This is a genomic window from Bifidobacterium sp. ESL0825, from assembly GCF_052606465.1.
This window is the reverse complement of record NZ_CP199589.1, coordinates 1183568-1203992: the sequence shown is the minus strand read 5'-3', so window position 1 is coordinate 1203992 and position 20425 is coordinate 1183568. Positions and strand designations below refer to the sequence as shown.

At 62.4% G+C, this 20425-nt stretch carries 17 protein-coding genes and 1 pseudogene; 14 read left to right on the top strand and 4 right to left on the bottom strand.

Annotated elements, in window-relative coordinates; genetic code table 11:
• Nucleotides 1–79 precede the first annotated feature (79 nt).
• From ACUIAG_RS05280 to ACUIAG_RS05230, 11 genes are all read left to right on the top strand, one after another.
• Nucleotides 80–1816: a cell division protein gene (locus ACUIAG_RS05280; protein WP_045924843.1), complete on the top strand. Its 1737-nt coding sequence runs from the start codon at nucleotides 80–82 to the stop codon at nucleotides 1814–1816.
• A gap of 198 nt (nucleotides 1817–2014) precedes the next feature.
• The gene (locus ACUIAG_RS05275) at nucleotides 2015–2995 is read left to right on the top strand and encodes a CPBP family intramembrane glutamic endopeptidase (RefSeq protein WP_082067727.1); all 981 of its coding nucleotides are present in this window, start codon (nucleotides 2015–2017) and stop codon (nucleotides 2993–2995) included.
• Between the two features lie 114 nt (nucleotides 2996–3109).
• Entirely contained in the window at nucleotides 3110–4474 is a 1365-nt protein-coding gene (locus tag ACUIAG_RS05270) for a C1 family peptidase (protein WP_445339257.1), read from the top strand.
• A 145-nt stretch (nucleotides 4475–4619) separates the two neighbouring features.
• A complete protein-coding gene (locus ACUIAG_RS05265) occupies nucleotides 4620–5780 on the top strand; it encodes a 3-deoxy-7-phosphoheptulonate synthase (protein ID WP_445339256.1) in 1161 nt (386 codons plus the stop codon).
• Nucleotides 5761–6981, top strand: coding sequence for a 3-deoxy-7-phosphoheptulonate synthase (locus ACUIAG_RS05260; protein WP_445339255.1), 1221 nt, complete (start codon nucleotides 5761–5763; stop codon nucleotides 6979–6981). The genes ACUIAG_RS05265 and ACUIAG_RS05260 overlap by 20 nt, the downstream gene beginning before the upstream one ends.
• Nucleotides 6982–7045: 64 nt before the next feature.
• Nucleotides 7046–7780, top strand: a complete 735-nt coding sequence (gene mtnN, locus ACUIAG_RS05255) for a 5'-methylthioadenosine/S-adenosylhomocysteine nucleosidase (protein WP_313835912.1) — start codon at nucleotides 7046–7048, stop codon at nucleotides 7778–7780.
• 377 nt (nucleotides 7781–8157) lie between these two features.
• A complete protein-coding gene (gene rplJ / locus ACUIAG_RS05250) occupies nucleotides 8158–8679 on the top strand; it encodes a 50S ribosomal protein L10 (protein ID WP_045924838.1) in 522 nt (173 codons plus the stop codon).
• 103 nt (nucleotides 8680–8782) lie between these two features.
• The gene (rplL, locus tag ACUIAG_RS05245) at nucleotides 8783–9163 is read left to right on the top strand and encodes a 50S ribosomal protein L7/L12 (RefSeq protein ID WP_045924837.1); all 381 of its coding nucleotides are present in this window, start codon (nucleotides 8783–8785) and stop codon (nucleotides 9161–9163) included.
• Nucleotides 9164–9530: 367 nt separating this feature from the next.
• A complete protein-coding gene (locus tag ACUIAG_RS05240) occupies nucleotides 9531–11105 on the top strand; it encodes a variant leucine-rich repeat-containing protein (protein ID WP_445339254.1) in 1575 nt (524 codons plus the stop codon).
• 8 nt (nucleotides 11106–11113) lie between these two features.
• Nucleotides 11114–14824, top strand: coding sequence for a helicase (locus ACUIAG_RS05235; protein ID WP_445339253.1), 3711 nt, complete (start codon nucleotides 11114–11116; stop codon nucleotides 14822–14824).
• Nucleotides 14824–15057 carry a hypothetical protein gene (locus ACUIAG_RS05230; protein WP_306221311.1) on the top strand — a complete coding sequence of 78 codons (234 nt, stop codon included), beginning with the start codon at nucleotides 14824–14826 and terminating at the stop codon, nucleotides 15055–15057. The genes ACUIAG_RS05235 and ACUIAG_RS05230 overlap by 1 nt, the downstream gene beginning before the upstream one ends.
• 9 nt (nucleotides 15058–15066) lie before the next feature.
• On the opposite strand, the gene mscL is transcribed toward ACUIAG_RS05230, so the two are convergent.
• The 4 genes and pseudogenes from mscL to ACUIAG_RS05210 all read right to left on the bottom strand — a co-directional run bounded on the left by mscL (nucleotide 15067) and on the right by ACUIAG_RS05210 (nucleotide 17598).
• Nucleotides 15067–15594: a large conductance mechanosensitive channel protein MscL gene (gene mscL / locus ACUIAG_RS05225; protein WP_445339252.1), complete on the bottom strand. Its 528-nt coding sequence runs from the start codon at nucleotides 15592–15594 to the stop codon at nucleotides 15067–15069.
• Nucleotides 15595–16195: 601 nt separating this feature from the next.
• Nucleotides 16196–16534 (bottom strand): annotated as a pseudogene (locus tag ACUIAG_RS05220) (SAF domain-containing protein); the annotation flags it as partial.
• A 72-nt stretch (nucleotides 16535–16606) separates the two neighbouring features.
• The gene (locus ACUIAG_RS05215) at nucleotides 16607–16819 is read right to left on the bottom strand and encodes an FmdB family zinc ribbon protein (RefSeq protein ID WP_045924833.1); all 213 of its coding nucleotides are present in this window, start codon (nucleotides 16817–16819) and stop codon (nucleotides 16607–16609) included.
• Between the two features lie 101 nt (nucleotides 16820–16920).
• Nucleotides 16921–17598, bottom strand: coding sequence for a 5-formyltetrahydrofolate cyclo-ligase (locus ACUIAG_RS05210; protein ID WP_445339251.1), 678 nt, complete (start codon nucleotides 17596–17598; stop codon nucleotides 16921–16923).
• Between the two features lie 79 nt (nucleotides 17599–17677).
• Here ACUIAG_RS05210 and ACUIAG_RS05205 point away from each other — a divergent pair, with 79 nt between their 5' ends.
• The 3 genes from ACUIAG_RS05205 to groES all read left to right on the top strand — a co-directional run bounded on the left by ACUIAG_RS05205 (nucleotide 17678) and on the right by groES (nucleotide 20334).
• The gene (locus ACUIAG_RS05205) at nucleotides 17678–18331 is read left to right on the top strand and encodes a GNAT family N-acetyltransferase (protein ID WP_306221308.1); all 654 of its coding nucleotides are present in this window, start codon (nucleotides 17678–17680) and stop codon (nucleotides 18329–18331) included.
• Between the two features lie 76 nt (nucleotides 18332–18407).
• The gene (locus ACUIAG_RS05200) at nucleotides 18408–19862 is read left to right on the top strand and encodes a hypothetical protein (RefSeq protein ID WP_445339250.1); all 1455 of its coding nucleotides are present in this window, start codon (nucleotides 18408–18410) and stop codon (nucleotides 19860–19862) included.
• A 178-nt stretch (nucleotides 19863–20040) separates the two neighbouring features.
• Nucleotides 20041–20334: a co-chaperone GroES gene (gene groES, locus ACUIAG_RS05195; protein WP_015022393.1), complete on the top strand. Its 294-nt coding sequence runs from the start codon at nucleotides 20041–20043 to the stop codon at nucleotides 20332–20334.
• The last annotated feature ends 91 nt before the right edge of the window (nucleotides 20335–20425 follow it).

Genomic DNA, 20425 nt, shown 5'->3' with positions numbered 1-20425 from the left:
AGAGTCGAGGTAAATCCACCGGACCGAAGACATTTCTGTCACGGGCCGGCATGTCCTGGTGGCGAAGAGGAGTGTTTCCATGGCCGAAGATCAGTTTCCCGTTGTCCTGCGAGGCTATGACAAGGAGCGGGTCGACCAGGCCTTGGCGGCCTCGCGGAGCAATCTAGCCCGGTTGCGTCAGCAGATCAAGGCCGATGACGATCGCATTCTGAAGCTGGAGGCGGAACTCCAGGAGGTCAAGTCCCGCAAGGCCGAACAGCCGCGCAACTCCTTTGCTTCACTTGGAGCCAACGCCCAGCAACTGCTGGCCTCGGCCGAGCAGACCAGCACCGAGCTGCTCAACCGCGCCAAGCAGGATGCGGCATCCACTAAGACCTCCGCCCAGGAGAAGGCGACGACCCTGGTCAACGAGGCTCAGCTTGAAGCCAAGCACATTGTGGACGAGGCCAACGCCAAGGCCAAGTCCATCGTCGAGGCCGCCAACGACGAAGCCAGGACAGTCACCACCACCGCCAAGCAGCAGAGCGAACAGAACAAGGCCGCAGCCGATAAGGTCGTGGCCGAACGCCGTCAGGCTCTGGATCTGGAGCTGCAGAACTCCCGCGAGGAGCATGAGAAGCGGCTGGCCACCAGCAAGGCCACCCAGGACAAGGAGCTGTCCGAACAGAAGGCCAAGGCCGCCAAGGAGATTGCCGACAAGCGGCGCAAGAGCGACGAGGAGATCGCCAAGCTCAAGAAAGAGGCCAACGATCAGATCCAGAAGGCCCTGGCCGAGGCCAACAAGAAGCTGGCCGACGTGCGCGAGCAGGTCTCCAAGAGCCTGAATGACGCCCGTAGGCAGGCTTCGGAGATCACCGACAAAGCCAAGTCCGAGGCCCAGCAGATCGTGGATGAGTCCAAGGTCACCAGCGCCGAGACCATGGCCAAGGTCAACGCCGAGGCCGAGCAGGTCCGCTCCGACATCGCCGCCCAGCAGGAGGATGCCACCAAGAAGGTGGGCGAGCTGCTCAAGAACCTGGAGGAGCGTCGGGTCAAGACCGAGAAGGAGACCCAGGAGCTGATTGAGCAGGCCAAGGCCACCCGCAAGGATGCCGATTCGTTCGCCTCCTTCAAGCGGGAGGAGTCCGAGCGCAAGGCCAACCAGTTGCTGGATGAGGCCAAGCAGCGCGCCCAGGCCGAAGTCGACGCCCATCGCAAGGCCGCCCAAGCCGAGCTTGACGGGCTCAAGGACCACATCACCAAGCTGCAGCACCGGGAGGCCACCATTACCGCTCGGGTCGACGAGTTGCGGAACATCTTCTCCAAGTCCTTCGGCAACTTCGACGGCTTCCACGATGAGGCTGTGGTCAATGACCAGGACGAGGGGCAGGCGCCCAGCGTGCCCGTGGTCAATGCTGTGCCTGCCGCGGATCCGCTGCCGGCCCCTGCCTCGTCGGCTTCGGCGACATCCTCGGAGGCTGAAGATGAGGATCAGGCCGTCGACCAGCCCCTTGCCGACGCCCAGGCAGAAGCCCCTCAGACACCGGTCGATCCGGTCCCAGTCAGCCAGTCAGCCGATGGTGCGGCAACTGATTCCGACAGTAATTCCGGGGATGATGCCAGCGCGGCTGAGGCTGCGGCTGTCAGGTCCTCAGCCAATATGCCTACTCAGGTTCTGCCCTCACCAGCGCCGAGCGCCCTTCCCGATGAACCCGCCCAGGCCGATGACGCGCCGGCCCAGGATGAGGCCGGACAGGTGGAGAAGGCAGTCACCGATCAGGAAACCACGGTTATCCCGCCCATCAACGACGACGCAACCCCGACCGATCAGGACTGATCAGCAAAGGACATTGTCCGTTGGGGCCGGATCGCAGGCATGGTCTGCGATCCGGCCCTGTCTTTCTGCCTTGCCTGGAAGTTGGTTGGCTGCGTGCCGAAACCGGCGTGGCTGTCAATCTCGGGCCGAACCCCTGCTGAGGCCTAGAGTCGATGGTGAAGAGGTGCAGGCCAAGGGTCACAGGGTTGGGAGAGCGTCATGCAGCAATCACAGCACGCATCATCACATGTGTCCGCCAAGGGGTCATCCGGGTCGGCTGTTTCGCGCCCATGGAGTGCCCAGGTGCGCCGTGGGGTGGACCTGCAATCCCTCTATGCTCTGGTGTATCTGGTGGTGGCCAACCTGATCGCGGGGGTTTTGAATCTGCCCTCGGTGGCCGCTGCCCTGGGCATTGCCCGTCAGCCGGGGCTGGGCGATCTGCTGGGCGATCTGGTCATGCTGGTCTTTCTCTTCGGCACCCGCAGCCAGGATCTGCTCGGGCGTGGCTCCAACCCTGTGCAGTACAAGGCGCAGACTAATCCAGGTCCGGCCGTGCTGATCGGGGCCATCCTGCTGATCATGCTGGCCAGCAGCATCGAGACCGGCTTCACCTGGGTGGTCAACCAGGGATCCCAGGCTCTTGGGCTGGTCTACCACTCCACCACCTCCCAGATCGCAGCAGGCCAGCACGGGTTCCTGTCGCCCCTGGACACGGCTATCCTGGTCCCTGTCGTCGAAGAATTCCTGCTGCGCGGCGTGGTCATGGGCCGACTCAGGCTCTACGGACGAACCTTCGCCATCGTCACCTCCTCCCTTATCTTCGCCTGCCTGCACGGAGACGTCACCCAGAGTCTGTTCACCTTCCTGTTGGGCCTGGTTCTGGGTGTCATCGCCATGGAGTACTCCATCCTCTGGTCTATGGCACTGCATATCTTCAACAACCTGGTCCTGGCTGACGCCATGATGTGGCTGACCCAGACAGTGCCGGCCCGCACCGGCTCGATGATCAACCAGGGCATGACCCTGCTGGGCTTGGTTGGGGGACTGGTAGTCCTCTGGCTGATTCGGGGCCGGCTGGCAGACCGTCTGCGCGCCAATCGTTCACGCTCCGGCACCTATCAGGGCTGGATCTCCCTTGGGTTGGCCGTCCTGGTGGCCCTGGCCGTGGTCAATGCGTCCCAGCGCTTCTCTCTGGCTTGACAAAGGCACAGTTGTCCACATCATCCGCCAGGCGAACCCATGAGGACCGATTCCCGCTATGCTGGATGCAGGGATGCAGATACATCCGTATGAAAGGAAACAAGGATAGACCGTATGACATCAGTACTGACACCACTGGATCAGACCCGTCTGGAGGGCCTGCGCACCGCCTTTGATGAGCGCGAGGCCAACCACGTCGCCATGAACGCCGTCACTCAGGTAGGCATTGACGAAGTGGCCCACAACTATAACCGCTCCCGCCTGCTCCAGCACCGATTTTCGGTCAGCATCGATAATGGCACGGTCACCTCGCAGGCGCATTCCGGACGCTGCTGGCTTTTCAGCTCGTTGAATGTAGCCCGATTTGTGGCCCGCAAGGCTCTGAACATCGATGGTAAAAGCACTGCCAACCCTATGGGCGATTTCGAGCTGTCCCAGAACTACGCCATGTACTATGACAAGCTTGAGCGCGTCAACTACTTCCTGCGCGACGTGGCGGCTCTGGTGCGTGCCGGCGAGCCCGTCGACTCCCAGCTCATGCGCTTCTTGATGGGCGATGTCATGGGCGATGGTGGCCAGTGGATCATGGCCATGAACATCTATAAGAAGTACGGTGCAGTGCCCAAGCAGTTCTATCCCGAGACCGCTTCCTCCCAGAACACCAGCCAGATGAACGACCAGCTCCGTCGCCTGCTTCATCAGGCCACGGCTCACATGGTGGCCAACCCGGACGGGATCGACGGGATCATTGATCGGACCCTGGAGGCCGGTCACCGTATCCTGACCATTCATCTGGGCACCCCGCCCACCAGCTTCGACTGGGAGTGGACCGACAAGGACGGCGTCTTCCACAGGGATGGGCGGATCACCCCGCAGGAGTTCTGGAAGCGCTACGTGAATGCCGGACTTGAAGACTATGTCTGCCTGGTCGACGATCCGCGTCCCGAGCACCCCAAGGGCCGCAAGATCGGCATCGAGCATCTGGGCAACGTGGCTGGCGGCGATCCCACCGAGTATCTGAACGTTCCGGTGGAGGTCATGAAGGACTGCGCCCGTCGTCTGATGAGCGAGCAGGGCCTGCCGGTCTGGTTCGGCGCCGACTGCCACCCCATGATGGACCGCAAGGCCGGCCAGTGGGCCACTGACCTGTTCGAGTACGGCCGGGTCTACGGTGTGGACTTCGACATGGACAAGGAGCAGCGGGTGCGCTTCGGCGACTCGGCCCAGAACCACGCCATGGCATTCGTGGGTGTGGATGTGGCCGATGACGGCCGGACCACCAACCGCTGGCGGGTGGAGAACTCCTGGGGCGGGGACATCGCCAACAAGGGCTACTTCACCATGAGCGACGACTGGTTCAGCCAGTATGTCTACGAGGTGGCCGTGCCCAAGTCTATGCTGTCCGAGGAGTATCGCCAGGCCTTCGATCAAGAGGCCATCATGCTGCCCGCCTGGGATCCCATGGGCGCCCTGGCCTGAGCAACGTCACCAATTTATCCATTCAGCTGTTCGTTCCCGTGGTCTGCATGGATCGCGGGAACGGACCGTCCGCATTGGTCCGGATGCGGGCGGTCATAAGGAATTCGGGCAGGATCGTCGGAGTACGACAGAGAGGAGAGCGACCGTGGCATTCGTCAAGGAACCGGATATCATCCCGGAAGAGGAACGGCAGTATTTTGCCGATACGGCCGTCTTTCCCGAAACAGTGGACGTCAACATCCGTCAGTTGGATCCCATCCCGGCCCCCAGGGTCTTTCTGCGCTCGCGGCCCTTGGATTCGGAGCGTATGGAGTTGGTGCGGGACTCCCGTCAGGCCATTCGGGATGTTCTGCATGGCCGGGACGATCGGCTGCTGGTCATCACCGGCCCCTGCTCAGTCCACGACCCGGAGGCTGCTCTGGAGTACGCCCGTCGTCTGTCGGCCGTCAATGAGCGGTTGAAGGACCGGCTGCTGATCGTCATGCGGGTCTACTTTGAAAAACCCCGGACCACAGTGGGCTGGAAGGGCCTGATCAACGACCCCGATCTGGATGGAACATTCAATATTCGCAAGGGGATTCGCCTGGCCCGTCAGGTGCTCTGGCAGGTTCTGGGACAAGGGATTCCGGCGGCCACGGAATGGTTGGATCCCATCACCCCGCAGTATCTCTCTGACGCGGTCAGCTGGGGGGCCATCGGGGCTCGGAACACGGAGAGCCAGGTCCACAGGGAACTGGCCAGCGGCATGTCCATGCCCATGGGTTTCAAGAATTCGACCGAGGGCAGCGTAAAGGCAGCGGTTGATTCCTGCCTGGCCGCAGCATCCGAGCATCACTTCCTGTCCATCAACCTGGACGGCCATGTCATCGCTGCCGAGACCAGGGGCAATCCAGATTGTCACTTGATTCTGCGCGGTTCCAGTCATGGCCCCAACTACGATTCGGAGTCCGTCCGGTCCGCCCTGGAGGCCATGCATCAGGCCCCGCTGGGCCCTGGTGCCTGCCGGGGGCTGATCGTCGACGCAGCCCATGGCAACTGTGGCAAGGATCCAGTGCGTGAGGCCCAGGTGGTCGAAGAGCTGGCAGAACGTATCGCCAAGGGTGAGCAGGGCCTGTCAGGCATCATGATGGAGAGCTTTCTTGAGGGCGGTCATCAGAAACCTGCCCCGCTGGATCAGCTGGTCTTCGGCCGATCCGTCACCGATGCCTGCATTTCCTGGGACAGGACCGAGGAACTGCTGCAGATCCTGGCCGATGCTGTGCAAGCCCGTCGGGAAAGGAGAAGGCATGAGCCGGATGAAGGATGAGCCACAGGAGCCTCTGCCCCGACCCAGCAAGGCCTACGAGGTTGAACTGGTGCACAAGGCGCTTGCGGCAGGCGTCAACCCCCTGCAGACCGGGAACGTGCCCAGGTGGGAGGACGAGGTAGGCATAGGCCGGATCGTCAACAGGAGGGTCTTTGAGCTTGACCGCCTGCCTTCGCCCGCGCAGATGCTGACTCGATATCCCTTGGACGGATCGGCCAAGGATCTGGTCATCCGCTCCCGGCAGGAAATCGTGGACTGCCTGCATGGGCGGGACGACCGGCTGCTGGTCATTGTGGGTCCATGCTCCATCCACGACCCGGATGCTGCGCTGGACTATGCGCGTCGTCTGTCGGCCGTCAATGAGCGCTTGAAGGACCGGCTGCTGATCGTCATGCGGGTCTACTTCGAGAAGCCTCGGACCACGGTCGGTTGGAAGGGCCTGATCAACGACCCCGACCTGGATGGCAGCTACAACATCCAGAAGGGCCTGGTCCTGGCACGGCGCATTTTGCTGGGTGTGCTGGAGACCGGGCTTCCGGCAGCCACGGAATTTCTTGAGCCCACATCGCCCCAGTACATTTCCGATGCGGTCAGTTGGGGGGCCATTGGTGCCCGGAACACGGAGAGCCAGGTCCATCGGCAGCTGGCCAGCGGCATGTCCATGCCCATCGGCTTCAAGAACGCCACGGATGGTAGCGTGGATGTGTCCATTGATTCCTGCTATGCGGCCTCTCAACGCCATACCTTCTTCGGAATAGACCATGAGGGTCAGGCTGCGGCTGTGGCGACCATGGGCAACCCCGACTGCCATCTGGTTCTTCGCGGCTCCAAGTCCGGCCCCAACTATGATCAGGATTCGGTGCGGGCAGCCCTTGCCGTGCTGCGCCAGCGCATGCCTGAGGACAGCGCCGCTGCCCACGGACTGCTCATCGATGCTTCCCATGGCAATTCCGGCAAGGACGAGCGGCGCCAGATCCAGGTTGTCCATGAGCTGGCCCGGCGGATAGGCGACGGTGAGGAAGGCGTCACTGGCCTGATGATGGAGAGTTTCATACGTGGAGGCAATCAGAAGCCGGCCCCATTGGACCAGCTGGTCTACGGGTGTTCGATCACCGACCGTTGCATCTCCTGGCCTGATACCCAGGACCTGCTGGAGGAGCTGGCAGGAGCAGTGGATCGTCGTCGAAGCGCAACTCGTTGACTTGCGCCTGCAGTAGTCTGGTCGGGCTGCAGTTGTAGGTGGAATCTTGGATAAGGAGTCAGGTATGAGCGAAGCGGATGCTTCCCCGAAGGGTGAGGATCGGCGGCCGGTTGCCGTCATCGGGGCCATGGATGAGGAGGTGGCCCTGATCGGCCGAGGTCTGCAGCAGGCGGATCAGGATCCCCGGGCCGGTGAAGCTGGCCTGAAGGTCATATGCGGCGCCCTGAATGGGGCGCACGGCCCGGTTCGTCTGGCTGCCACCGTGGGTGGCATGGGTACTGTCAACATCGCCGCCACCACACAGTATTTGATCGATGCCTTCCACCCCAGGGCCGTTATCTTCTCCGGCATTGCGGGCAACCTGAACAAGGATCTGCACATCAACGACGTGGTTCTTGGCGGCACCCTGCGTTATCTGGATACCGACATGCGATTGGTGGCCCAGTCGGCCCCCGGCACCGAGGAGTTCCACTCGGACCCTCGCCTGCTGGATCTGGCAAGCCGGACCCTGGACTCCATGGGGATCAAGCACATCGTCGGCACCATTGCAACAGGTGACTACTTCGTGGACAGCCCGGAGAAGATCGCCGAAGTCAAGGAGCAGACCGGGGCCGACGCGGTCGAGATGGAGGGAGCGGCTGTCTGCCATGTGGCGGCCCGCAACAAGGTGCCAGCCCTGGTCATCCGCGCTCTGAGCGACAACGCCGACACCGACTACGAGGTCTTCCGGGAGTTCGACATCTCCGAATATGCCGACACGGCCGCCAGGCTGGTGCTGGGCATCGTGCGCGAGCTCTGAGCGCAGGTCAGCAAGGAGCCCTCAGCCGTGCAGCTTGGCGCCTATGGGCCTGCGATCTGACGGGTTGCGCCCGTCAGGGCCTAGATGCCGTGAATCTGCTGCAGTTCTGCAGTCCCCGAAGCTGGCTGGCTTCGAACTTGCCGTGCCTGTGAACTTGACGGCTGCACCCGACCTGTGTAGTATTGCCCCTTGCATACCAAAGACCGTTGGTCGGGACCCTTGGGTCTCCTAAGTTCGGTTGATCGAGCCAGCACAGGTTGAGTTTCAAATCGGTCCTTGCGACCTGTTTTTTCGCTCTGCCTGTCGGCAGGGCTTTCTTTTGCCTGCCATGCTCGGTCGTCCGGCTCCCTCCAGAGGTCTGTCTAGGAAGGAACGCCATGAAAAGGCCCGAAAAGGAAGAGGCTGTCGCCAGGCTGACGGACAAGTTCCGTGACGCCGACGCCATCATCCTCACCGAGTACCGCGGGCTCAGTGTTCCGCAGGTCGCCGATCTGCGGAACAAGCTAGGCCGCGATACTTCCTACAACGTGGCGAAGAACACGCTAGCCCGGATTGCAGCCAAAGAGGCTGGAATCGAGGGTCTCGATGAGATGCTTGCCGGCCCCTGCGCCATCACCTTCGTCAAGGGTGATTACGTCAATGCCGCCAAGGCGCTGCGTGATTTCGCCAAGGACAACCAGGCACTGATCGTCAAGGGCGGCTTCATTGATGGAGCTGTTGTTGACGCGGATGCTATGAAGAAGATCGCGGATCTGGAATCCCGCGATGTTCTGCTCTCCCGGATGGCCGGCGCGCTCAAGGGCACCATGTCCAAGGCCGCCAACCTGTTCGTCGCTGTGCCTACCAAGGCCGTGCGCACGTTCGACGCCCTGCGCGAGAAGCAGGAAAAGGCCGCCTGAGTCCACGGCCACTGGCCCGGATCCATACGGCAAATACAAAAGAAGATGTTCGGTGATCGGCCTACCAGTCAATGCCGGTCGCCACAAATGAAAGGAAGCCATTATGGCCAAGCTCTCCGCTGACGAGCTCATCGACGCGTTCAAGGAAATGACTCTGGTCGAGCTGTCCGACTTCGTCAAGAAGTTCGAGGACGAGTTCGACGTCGAGGCCTCCGCCCCCGTGGCCGTGGCCGCTGCCGCCCCCGGTGCTGCTGCTCCGGCTGAGGAGGAGAAGACCGAGTTCGACGTCGTCCTCTCCGCCATCGGCGACAAGAAGATCCAGGTCATCAAGGCCGTCAAGGCCATCACCAACCTGGGCCTGGCCGATGCCAAGGCTCTGGTTGACGGCGCCCCCAAGGCCGTCCTGGAAGGTGCCAAGAAGGAGGACGCCGACAAGGCCAAGGCTCAGCTGGAAGAGGCCGGCGCCACCGTCGAGCTCAAGTAGTCATCGGCTCTTTCTGAGCCCTTGCATGCTGGAAAGCCCTGTGCCGTCACCGACGGCCCGGGGCTTTCCCATATCCGGCCATGCCATGGGGGATGGGTGTGCCTATTTGTTCGGAGACTATCTGTGCGAGGGTGGACCAAAGCGTTTGAATTGATTCATGGCAGGCAATGAACCACGTGCCGTTTTCGCAATCAGGTCTGCAGATGCTCCCGATCCTGACGGCTCCAAGTGCTGGGCTATGCCTGCGAACCTATCATGTGTCCTTTATCAGGTAATTCGGCACGCAATCAATCCTATCTCTGGGTTTCATGACAGAATAGGCGATAGTACCGAGTGAAGGCGGCTGCAGATTTGGGAGGTCGAAAACGTGAGTGACGATCGGCGACCGGGGCAGGTGTGGATAGTCAAGTTCAATGGGGCGGAAGAGACCCGGCTCAAGCCTGGCGAGACCGTCGAGATCGGCCGCAAGCCTCTGCGTCCGCTGGCCGATGACGGTCGGCGTCGTCTGGAGGTGCCCGATCAGACTAAATCCATGTCCAAGCGGCATGCCATTTTCGCCGTCGACCAGGACGGTCTGGCCACCCTGCGCGACATGGGTTCCACCAACGGCTCCTATCTGATCCAGTCCGACGGATCGCTGGTCAGGCTGCCCGTGGACGCCGCCTTCCCCCTGTCCAGCAGCTCGGCTCGCTTTCAGTTCGGTGATGTCCCTGTCGACTTCGTGCGCATCAACAATCCCGAAGAGGATAAGACCGATCCCTCGCCCCGGGTGCCCGACCTCTTCTCATACTCCACACAGCCCCGGGGCATGGTGGAGCCTGATGCGGCTGAAATGTCCGTCGACGACATTCTGGACATGCGTGCCGGCGAGCCCACTGGCATCTTCAAGGCCGACGGGGTCCGCAACCGGGTCACTGCCCTTCACGATATGGCCCTGGGCGCTGCCAAGACAGCCGATTCTTCCCAAGAGGCCAGCGGTGCTTCACAGGATCGTCCCAGGACTGCCCCAGCCGCGCAGGGTTCGGAGGGCAATCCGTCGCCGCCTTTCTCCGGAAGAGCAGAGCTCACAGATTCGCGAGGCCCGCAGGTTCGGTATTCTGACGATTCTGATTCAGCTGAGCATGGCCAGACCGGCAGGAGACCGGCCGATGCCGGCTCGGCTGATGGTCAGGGATCATACCCTCGCAGGGCCTATGCCGACCAGCCGGATGATAGAGCATTCGAAGACCGCGAAGGTTATCGGCGTGGTGGCGAAGCCCGCCAGCCTCTGCCATGGCAGGAGCACGAATCCGAGCAGAGTCTGCCGCTGGTCGGCACTCGGCAGGAGGACAGCCAGCCGGTCGACCGCGATCTTTTCGCTGATGCTCGTCGTTCCCGTTCCGCTGAATCCGCCCCTGATCAGGATCGCTACGACCAGGATGCTCGCGATGCCCGTGATGATCGTCGGCATCGCGATGATCGTGCAGCTTCCGGCCGCAGGGGCTATGCAGATGGTCAATCACGGCAAGGCCGGGGGAGGGAAGCGGACACCGCCCAGGGATTCACCCCGCTGGGAGCCGTAGAGCTGGCCCGCCTTTCCAAGAAGGAATCGGATCAGGCCCGACGTCCTCAGCCAGCGGATCAGCCGGATGATGACCAGCAGTATCAGCCGGCCTTCGAGCCCGGATCGGTCTTCGAGCGGGTCTCCAAGGGTGACTATGACCGTGGCCAGGAGGCCATCGTGGTGGACGGAATGAGCTCCGATGATGCCAAGCGTACTGGTGACTTCGCCCTGCAGTTCGCCATGGCCAAGCATCGCCAGCTGCTGCCCTTTCTGGCGATGAATCCGGCCCTCTATGATGATCTGTACGCCTGGTTGGAGGCTCAGGGCGACCAGGACATCGACGCGGCCCTGCGCAACAATGACGGGTATCACGAATATCTGAACGCCGTGCGGAAGTGAGTGGACGGATGAGCGAGACGGTAATGAGCACCGGGGGATCGGAAGAGGACAAACGGGCCGAAGATGCACAGGCATCAATGGCCGGGTCCTCCTCCGACCGTACGGCAGAAGAGGTCAAGGCCCCGTTGACTCCACTGGAGCGAATCCGGGGATGGCGCCAGGACTACCAGAACCAGGTGGGACTGACCCCGCTGGAGAATGTGTCGCAACTGGCGGCGCAGATGGATCTCACGCACGCGCATCCTTCAGGCATTGCCCAGCTCTTCGCCAGCGGCCAGGTTCATCTGGATGCGCTTTTCCGGGACCGCGGCATGCTGCGTGCGGCCCACCGTCGCATGGAGCGGGTCCTGGACGATCAGGCCGCCAAGGAGCGCGCCAGCGGTTTCGCCCAGCTCTCCATGGTGGTAGGGGTGGCTGCCTGGCAGGGGCGCGACATGCCCGTACTGCTCTATCCCGTGCGCATCGATGAGAGCGCACAGGGGGCCTCCAGGGCTTCCATCAGATTCACAGGCAAGGTGGATCTTAATCCTGCCTTGATCTCGGCCATGCGCGAGCGGGGCATCACCCTGGATCCGGAGCGTCTGTTTTCCGCCTCCCACTATCAGGGCGGCACCCCTGAAACCTCATCGCTTTTCAAGGACATGACGGCCCTGATCACGCCGCATATCAGCGACTTCACCATTGAGCGGAAAATCGTTCTGGGGTGCTTTATCGAGCCATCGGCCCAGCTGCTGGGCGAAAGCCTTCGGATTCTGGATCGGATGACCGCTGGGTCCACCGGCAACGATCTGCTGGATGCCCTGGCTGGCGACCAGGCAGCCTCCGAGCGGCTCAAGGGCGGACCAGTGCCTGACTACAGCCCCTTCGATGCTGACCCTCACAGCGAGTTTGAGGCTGGAGATGTGGACAACCGGGTCCGCTATGCCGCCCAGCTGGTGGCGACCGGGCACAGCGTGCTTGTGGATGAGCAGACCGGCCTCCACAGCGCCGACGATGCCCTGGCCATCGCCTCGCGCTGCGTCACCGCCGGCAGGACCGTGCTCTATGTGCCCTGCGTGGTGGAGGAGAAGCGGCGTTTCCAGCATCGTTTGGATGCTGCCGGGATGGCTGACATGGCACTTGATCTGACCGATGACCAGCTGGGCAGGGTCCTGGACCAACGGCTGATCGATGCAGTGGGGTTCAAACCCGGCAAGGCCAGCGAGCATTTTGATCAGGTGGCTGACGAGCTTGTGGGTGTCCGCTCCCGACTGACCCGCTACCTGGGCGATCTGCATGGGGTGGATTCCAGCTGGGGGGTTTCGGCCTACCAAACCATTCAGAATCTGGCCAACATCGCCAATATGCCTACGCACCCTGCCACCCGCGTCCGTCTGGGCGCGGCCACCGCCCACGATCTGCAGCCCGATTTGGATGCGTGGGCGGACAAGCTGGAGAGGGCTGCCGAGCTGGGCGAATTCGTCATCGGCCCCCAGGACACTCCCTGGTTCGGTGCCACCCTGGTCAACGAGAACGAGGCTGTGGACGCATACTCCCGTGTGGTTCGTCTCCTGCAACGGCTTCTGCCGGACACCCGTGAGCAGGTCAAGTCTACTGTAGAGACCTGCGGATTCCCCGTGCCCGCCACCGTCAAGGATTGGGGACGGCAGGTGGTGGTCCTCAAGAACCTGCGCCGGGTCCTGGATGTCTTCCAGCCTTCCATCTTCGAGCGCGATATTCCCGCCATGATCGAGGCCACCAAGTCCAAGGCCGATCGCAAGGCCAATGGCACCAATCTGGGATTCTGGGAGCGTCGGCGCCTGGTCAAGGAGGCCAAGAGCCTGCTCAGGCCCGGCGCCCAGGTCGAGGATCTGCATGAGTCGCTGGTGGTGGTCTCCAAGCAGGCCGAGCAGTGGCGGACCTTCGTCCCCCACGGCGGCTGGCCGGTCCTGCCGCCCAAACTGGACGTCATCATCGACACGCAGGAATCCCTGATCCGCGACATGACAGCTCTGGACACCGTCCTGGACTCGACTCCGGCTGGCGGCGATCTGGAGACCATGGACTTCAACAAGGTGGAGGAGCGACTCAAGGCGCTCTTTGACGACCATACAGCCTTGGATACCTTGCCTGAGCGCTGCGCTTTGGAGGGTGAATTCAGCAAGGCCGGGCTGGAGGAGCTGGTCCAGGATCTGCGCAACCGCCAGGTTGAAGGCAAGGCGGTAAGGGCCGAGCTGCAACTGGCCTGGTGGACCACGGTCTTCGACGACATCATGCGCTCCTCGCAGATCATCTCCAACCAGGATGGCTCCGCCCTGTCCAACGCAGCCGACCGCTTCAGTCAGGTGGATGCCCAGCATGTGGCCAGCGTAGGGCCCATGGTTGCCCAGGAGAGCGAAAAGCGTCTGTCCGAGCTGCTTTTCTCGCGCACCCAGGAGGCCAATCAGTTGCATACCATGCTGGCCGGCAACCCCGGTGCCTCCCTTGCGGTCTTCCAACAGGCCCACCCCGGCATCCTGTCGGCGGCCAAGCCCATCATCATCGCGACTCCGGCCACGCTGGCAACCAGGACCAATCCGACACAGCTGGCCGACACGGTCATCATCGATGCCGGGGCCCATATGCCTTCCATCCAGGTGCTGACTGTGCTGGCTCGGGCCCGGCAGGTGGCGGTCATCGCCCATCGGCCCACCATCACTTCGGATGGCCTTTTGCAACTGGTCGACCATCTGGTCCCGGTCACCGTCAAAGCCCGACCCTCGCGCCGTTCGATTCGGTTGGACGCCTTCCTGAAGGATCACGGCTATGGGGATCTGTCGGCACCTGTCCCCGATTGTCGGGAACCTGGCAGGGTGACCCTGACCAGGGTGGAGGGCGCTGGCGTCCCGGTCATGGCCACCGGTCTGGTCGAGTCCAGCCAACAGGAGGTCGCTGCCGTTGTCGACATGCTCAAGCGCAGGGCCGGATCCTTCTCCCTGGTGCCGAACAGTTATCTGCTGACTGTGGTCACCCTGTCGGCTACCCACCGCTCAAGGCTGGGCGCCGAACTCAAGTCGGCGGCAGCCAAGGACAGGGTCTTCGCCAAGTTCCTGCGGCATGTACGCATCGTCGGCATTGACGAGGTCTGCGGCGCTCGAGCCACGGACGTGATCCTGACTCTGGGCTTTGCCAAGACCACCCACGGCCGTCTCCTGCAGCAGTTCGGCGATCTGGAGGGCGAAGGAGGCAAGGGCATGCTGCTGGATGCCCTGGTCCTGCCGGATCGGAATCTGGATATCGTCGCGGCGTTCTCTGCTGATGATCTGGAGGATGATCGCCTTCACCAGCCTGGACCGCGTCTGCTCAAGGAGCTGTTGACCTGGGTTGAGCATCCCGACGCGGAACCGGCCCGGCCCGAGCAGGCCGAGCAGTCCACTAATGTGCTCTTCCGGGATCTGGCCCAGCGGCTGCGGACCCGGGGGCTGGACGTGGCCTTGGATTACGGGTACGACCAGGCGCCCCGGATTCCGCTGGTGGTCGGGCTCAAGAACAAGCCCTTTGCTTTGGCCGTGCTGACCGATGACGCCGAGTTCATGCATACCCAGTCCACACGGGAACGTCACCGGTTCACCACCGAGGACCTGCAGTATCTTGGCTGGTCGGTCATGACCGTTTGGAGCGTTTCGGCCTTCGTCAACCCCGACAAGGAAGCCGACAGGATCGTCGCCCGCCTTGCCGATATCTATCAGCAGGCGCGTTGATGGCGGATGATCAGCTGGACCACGGCGATCAGGCCGGTGAGCCTGCGGCTTCGCGCCCGCGTCGGCATCGCCGCGTGGTGCGCCCAGGCAGGGAACGGTTCGATGTCGACGGCATCGAGGAGGATCCCCAGGATCGGATCTGTGCGCAGGATCGTCTTGACGGGGATGACCGGCGGATCCTGGGCGAGCTGCCGCCCCACTGGGGACTCTTCCCCAATGAGCGCGGCGACTGACTGCCGGTCCTAGTCCTGGCCTTTGGGCAGTCCGGTTCCGGTCTGCTGACTGTCTGAACCTGTTGACTGGTGGATGTCTTCGGCGATCTGGCGCAGCAGCTGAAGGGTCTGGTCCTGAGGGCTGGGTGCGTTGGGCTGGTCCTTGATGCCCGAGGCTGCCCGGCTCAACTGCCGCAGTTTGTTGATGGGCATGATGATGCAGAAGTAGACGGCGATGGCGATCAAGAGGAAGTTGAGCAGGGCCGTCAGAATGGCGCCAAAGGAGATGGTGGCGTTCCGGTAGCTGATGGTCAGGAGTCCCGACAGATCCGGTTTGCCGAAGATCATGGCGATCAGGGGGCTGATCAGATTGTTGACGATGGCGTTGACCACGCTGGTCACCGCAGAACCCATGACCACGCCCACGGCCATATCCACCATGGATCCGCGTGAGATGAACTGTTTGAACTCGCCCAGCACCCCCTTGTTGCTGATCTGCGAGATTTTGTGGACTGCTTCGGCGGTATCCTTGGCCGCCACCTGATTGATCGAGGCCATCCTGCATCCTTCCGTAGCCGATGTGAGGCATGGAGAGCCCATGCCTGCTTCTTCCTCCATTATCGCGGGCCCAGAATGGTTTCGGTTTTCCGACATGATCGGAGGGTGTCGGTGCAGAAGTGCTGTCGGGGCGGATGGCGATGACGGGTGTGGATGGATCCAGCGATAGCAAGAGCAGAGCCTGACTGGCATTCAGGGCGAAGACGGCCTGGGACGCTTGTTGGACTTGGTCGCCCTCCCGCTCTTCCGGGTCGGATCGATCTTTGGCGATGGTCTGCGCCGGTTGCAGCGCCAGTGCCTGCTCGGCTATCATGCAGTGTCCGCCGCCTGAGGCCTGCCCGGGAGTCGGCGTCTGCATGTCGTTGACTTGCTGGCTATGGGCAAGCCCTGGCGCCCTATCAGAACCTGGTCGGTCTTGTGTGGAGGGTGGTGGCAGAGAACCGGGTTGGGCGGGATGCGTGCTGGCGGCGGCTGGGCAGTTCCCCGAGGCCAGCAAACTCGCCTGGTCGCCAGCCTGCAGGTTTCCCGGGTCGTCGGCAAGGCGAACAGTCACCGGGGTGGTTCCAAGTGGCTGTGCCGGTCTGCTGCTGATCATGGCCGTGGTCAGCGGTTGCCCTGTGTGGACGCTGATCATCAGCCGCTGCCCACGTACTTGCGCAAATGAGGGGATCAGGCCGGGCAGACCTTCCCTGCCATGCAGGATTCGCGTTTCAACCATGGCGGGCTCGATGGCTGATCCGCGTGCAATGGGCCGCGCGGCGACCAGTACAGATAGGCGGCCCTGAGCCTGAAGCAGGATCTGCAGGGTGCAGAAGACCGCAAGCCCTAATGCCAGGGCGGCCCCTACACGCCGCAACCGAAAAAGTCGCCGTCGGCGGGTCAGGGATCCGGCTGCGGATGAAGGCTTATCCCTATTGCTGAAGATGGAAAAATCGGCCATGCCCCCAGCCTGCCAGGATCTTGGCCGGCGTATGGGTCTGCATGGTCGATGTGGTCGAATGTGCTTCTCGGTCTACTTGCTGCTTGTGGAGCCCGAGGAGGAGGATGAGGCTCCGTCGGTCCGGTAGAAGCCATGGCCCTTGAACTCGATGGGCACTGCGGAGAAGATCTTGCGGACCTGCTGTTGCCCGCACTTGGGGCAGATGGTGATGGGTTCGTCGTTGAAGGACTGCTCCTTGGTGAAGTCGTATCCGCAGTTCTTGCAGCGATAATGATAGGTGGGCACCGTTCTTTCCCTCCGCTGATGGTCGGTTCGCTCGACGATTGGTTCAACACCCAATATCCTAGTGGTGGCTTCGACCAGAAGAATCGGCGCCGGGCCTCTCGTCAGCCTTGTTCATCACCATTATGGTCTGTGCCGGGCCTTCGTGACAGACCTGCGGCTGTGGGCGTGAAACCTTCAGGCGTCAGGACTGCATCCACAGGGAGATCATGGTCCAGATGGGGCAGAGGGGCTTCCACGAATTCGCCGGGCCAGCAGATGCCCACTACCGGGGTCCGGTCTGCACGCAGGGCCAGGGCACGGTCATACCAGCCGCCGCCTCGGCCCAGGCGAATGCCGGCATGGTCGATGGCCAGCGCTGGCACCAGAATCAGATCGGCCTTACCTAAGGCCTGCGCCGGCAGGGCAGGCATATCGGGTTCGTCAGGCCGCCAACCTGGAATCCGCTTCATGTCATCCAGATCCTGCCGTGATTGCAGTCGGCCCCAACCTACTTCGGTGCCTGTACCCAGCATGGGGATGAGCACCTGGTCGCCACGGCCCAGTAGGAGATCCAGGCTGGGGTCCATGGCTATCTCCCCACGAATGGAGGCAAAAGCAGCCACGGTCAGGCTTTGGCCGCCTGGGGAGCGTTCGATCCTGGCAAGCACCTGGCCTGCCAGCAGATCGGCAAGCTTGCGGCCTGCGTCCAGGCATCGGGCCGGGTCGATACGCCGTCGGGCTTCAAGCAACCGGCCGCGTCGATCCTGCTTGTCCGTATCGATGCGTTCCTGCTCGTTCATGTCCCCAGTTCTACCAGCAGGTGCTCTCCATGGTGGACGCATGCCTGCCTCAGCAGCCGTTCGGTGAGAACATGGAGCCATGTCGGTTCTGCATACCTTCCGCCAGGTCTGGCAGGGTTCCCGAGCCCGTTCGGACCATGCCCTGGATCTGCCTGATCGTCTGACTTCGCCCCCGGGCCATGGGGACTTCCTGCTGAGGCCCATCCGCGAGGGCGACCAAGCAGCCTGGAACGCGGTCCGATGGAGGAATCGCGATTGGCTGGCCCCATGGGAGTCGGGGGATCCCCGCCACGGGCCTGGCATGACCTATGCCCAGTGGATGCAAGAGCTGGCACGTGCCCGGCAGGAGGGCTCTTCAGCGGTCTTCCTGATGGAGTTTCATCAGAGCATCGTGGGGCAGATTTCCTTGGGCGCCATCCGCTACGGGTCCATGCGTGCAGCGACAGCGGGCTATTGGGTGGACCAGGATTGGATTGGTCACGGGTTCGCGCCCCTGGCTCTGGCCATGCTGGCTGACTGGGCCTTCAGGGACAGGAACGGACCCCATCTGCACCGGCTTGAGGTGGCGATCCTGCCTGAAAACGAACGGTCTCTGCGCGTAGTCCAGAAGCTGGGCATGGAGCCGGAGGGGCTGCGCCGCAGCTACATGTACGTCAACGGACAGTGGCGGGACCACCTGACCTTCGCCTGGATCAGTGACCAATTCGATCCGGATTTGCTGGCTCGTCTATGAGCTCCTGGGACGGACATGGTCGACACGCTGGGTTTGACTTGCCGCTTGGGGCATACCGTCAACTAACGTAGTACCTATGGTTTATGAATCACTCAGCAGCATCGTGGTTTTGGTGATTGCGGTGATTCTGGTGCTGGGTTGGTTGCCGTTTCGCACCGTCAAGGGCATGAAGCGGGCCTCGGAGCATCGCCAGGACAGGCTTTCCACCTCCCTGCACATGGTGGGTCGGGAAGACGGCATGAGGTTCTGCGACAGGCAGTCGAGGACGGTGAAAGGGTTGGTCATGCAGCAAGGGCAGCAGGATGGCAACCGGCGGAGTCAGGCCCAGCGCGTCAAGCAGATCAGACAGTTGCGCCGCGCGGCCATACGCCGTCGTCGTATCCTGGTCGTTACCCTCTTGGTTGTGACCCTGCTGGTGGCCGGCTGCTCCTTCCTTATGGACTACAGCCCATGGTTTGCTTTGATTCCCCTGGTGCTGGTGGTAGTGGTGTTGGCTGCAGGCGCGCATGCTTCGGCCCAGGCGCGGGCCTGGGAGCGCAATTTAGCCCAGCGGCGTGCCCGGCAGCGTCGTCAGCAGGCAGCCAGTCTGACTAAGAGCAAGACCTCCGGCAAGCCTGGACAGGCCAAGAATCAGGGACGCGCGGAAACTGCCACGGATGTGCTGGACCAGGGTGAGATCCGTCGAACGCTGGCCCAGGCCAGGGCTGATCAACAGGCAGCTCTCAAGGCCAGGCAGCGCAATTCCGCCAAGCCTGCAAATCCGACAGTCGGCAGCAGCAAGACTCAAGGTTCGGCTGGGTCCGTCAAGTCGACCGGGAAGGCTGCTGCGCAGACAGGACATACGACGAACAGGCCGTCCGCAGCCAAGAAGGCCTCTGAACGGACCCCAGCCAAACAAGCGGCTTCTCGTCCGAAGGCTTCCAAACCGGCAACTGCCAAATCTTCAACGGCCCAAAAGGCTGCATCCAAGCCCGCAGCGCCCAAGTCGTCAGTGGACAAGTCCGCTGCTTCCAAGCCTGCAGCTCGATCTGCCTCTCCGCAGTCGGCATCCGTGCAATCCGCCGCTGCCCAGTCAGGCAAGTCGGGATCGGTCTCTGCATCTGCTGGCAACGAGCACCCAGCTTCGTCGGCTCAGTCCTCCGCATCCGGGGGATCGTCGTCCTCGGCAAAGGCCCAGGACGACGCCACTAATGAGCTCAAGCGCATCAGTCCCTCTCCGGCCTTGGATGCCTTCGGTATGGCGGCGGGCCAGGATCTGATCTCCTTCTCCCTGGGATCAGCCCATGACGAGGGAACAGACGGGGACGGCAGGAATAGCGAGGACGAGGGTCCTCACAGCCTGGAGATCAAGTCCACCCGGCAGGTCTCCGTGGCCCGTCCCCCCGAAAAGAAGAAGGCCGATGGCCGGCCTGACGACTTTCACAAGCAGGAGTTGCAGGCTCAGGTCGAGGTGCCCGACCGCAGCGAGGACTCCCTGTCCATCGGCGTGGAGGCCATATTGGCCCGGCGTCGTCCGGCAGCCAAGTCCTGAAGGATCAATCGGCGATTGTTCTTTCACCACCAGCGTTAGCACTCAAGTTGGCAGAGTGCTAATTTCGCGCTACTATGGCTTGTAGCGCAAAGGAATGCGTGGTGAGTGTTCGTCAGCCTCTCATCGACGTTCCGGCGTGGGTTCATTGGCTGTTCTCACAAGATGTAGGAGGTCCACAGTGTCGATTTCACTCACACCGTTGGAAGACAAGATCGTCATCAAGCAGGCTGAGGCGGAGACCAAGACCGCTTCCGGGCTGGTCATTCCCGATACCGCCAAGGAGAAGCCCCAGCAGGGCGAGGTGCTGGCGGCAGGCCCCGGCCGTCGTGATGACAAGGGCGAGCGCATCCCCATGGATGTCAAGGTTGGCGACAAGGTTCTGTACTCCAAGTATGGCGGCACCGAGGTCAACTACGGCGGCGAGGACTATCTGATCGTGTCCGCGCGCGACGTTCTGGCCATCCTCAAGTAAAGCGGCGGTGATAGTGGCCCCTGGTCCTGTGCAAGGACCGGGGGCCATTCGCGTCTCGGGAGACCGTGCAGCGGAACAGACACCGCGGAGA

Coding starts and splice junctions, on each gene's coding strand:
- ACUIAG_RS05280 (WP_045924843.1), top strand. CDS start 80: ATGGCCGAAGATCAGTTTCCCGTTGTCCTGCGAGGCTATGACAAGGAG.
- ACUIAG_RS05275 (WP_082067727.1), top strand. CDS start 2,015: ATGCAGCAATCACAGCACGCATCATCACATGTGTCCGCCAAGGGGTCA.
- ACUIAG_RS05270 (WP_445339257.1), top strand. CDS start 3,110: ATGACATCAGTACTGACACCACTGGATCAGACCCGTCTGGAGGGCCTG.
- ACUIAG_RS05260 (WP_445339255.1), top strand. CDS start 5,761: ATGAGCCGGATGAAGGATGAGCCACAGGAGCCTCTGCCCCGACCCAGC.
- mtnN (WP_313835912.1), top strand. CDS start 7,046: ATGAGCGAAGCGGATGCTTCCCCGAAGGGTGAGGATCGGCGGCCGGTT.
- rplJ (WP_045924838.1), top strand. CDS start 8,158: ATGAAAAGGCCCGAAAAGGAAGAGGCTGTCGCCAGGCTGACGGACAAG.
- rplL (WP_045924837.1), top strand. CDS start 8,783: ATGGCCAAGCTCTCCGCTGACGAGCTCATCGACGCGTTCAAGGAAATG.
- ACUIAG_RS05235 (WP_445339253.1), top strand. CDS start 11,114: ATGAGCGAGACGGTAATGAGCACCGGGGGATCGGAAGAGGACAAACGG.
- ACUIAG_RS05230 (WP_306221311.1), top strand. CDS start 14,824: ATGGCGGATGATCAGCTGGACCACGGCGATCAGGCCGGTGAGCCTGCG.
- mscL (WP_445339252.1), bottom strand. CDS start 15,594: ATGGCCTCGATCAATCAGGTGGCGGCCAAGGATACCGCCGAAGCAGTC.
- ACUIAG_RS05210 (WP_445339251.1), bottom strand. CDS start 17,598: ATGAACGAGCAGGAACGCATCGATACGGACAAGCAGGATCGACGCGGC.
- ACUIAG_RS05205 (WP_306221308.1), top strand. CDS start 17,678: ATGTCGGTTCTGCATACCTTCCGCCAGGTCTGGCAGGGTTCCCGAGCC.
- ACUIAG_RS05200 (WP_445339250.1), top strand. CDS start 18,408: ATGGTTTATGAATCACTCAGCAGCATCGTGGTTTTGGTGATTGCGGTG.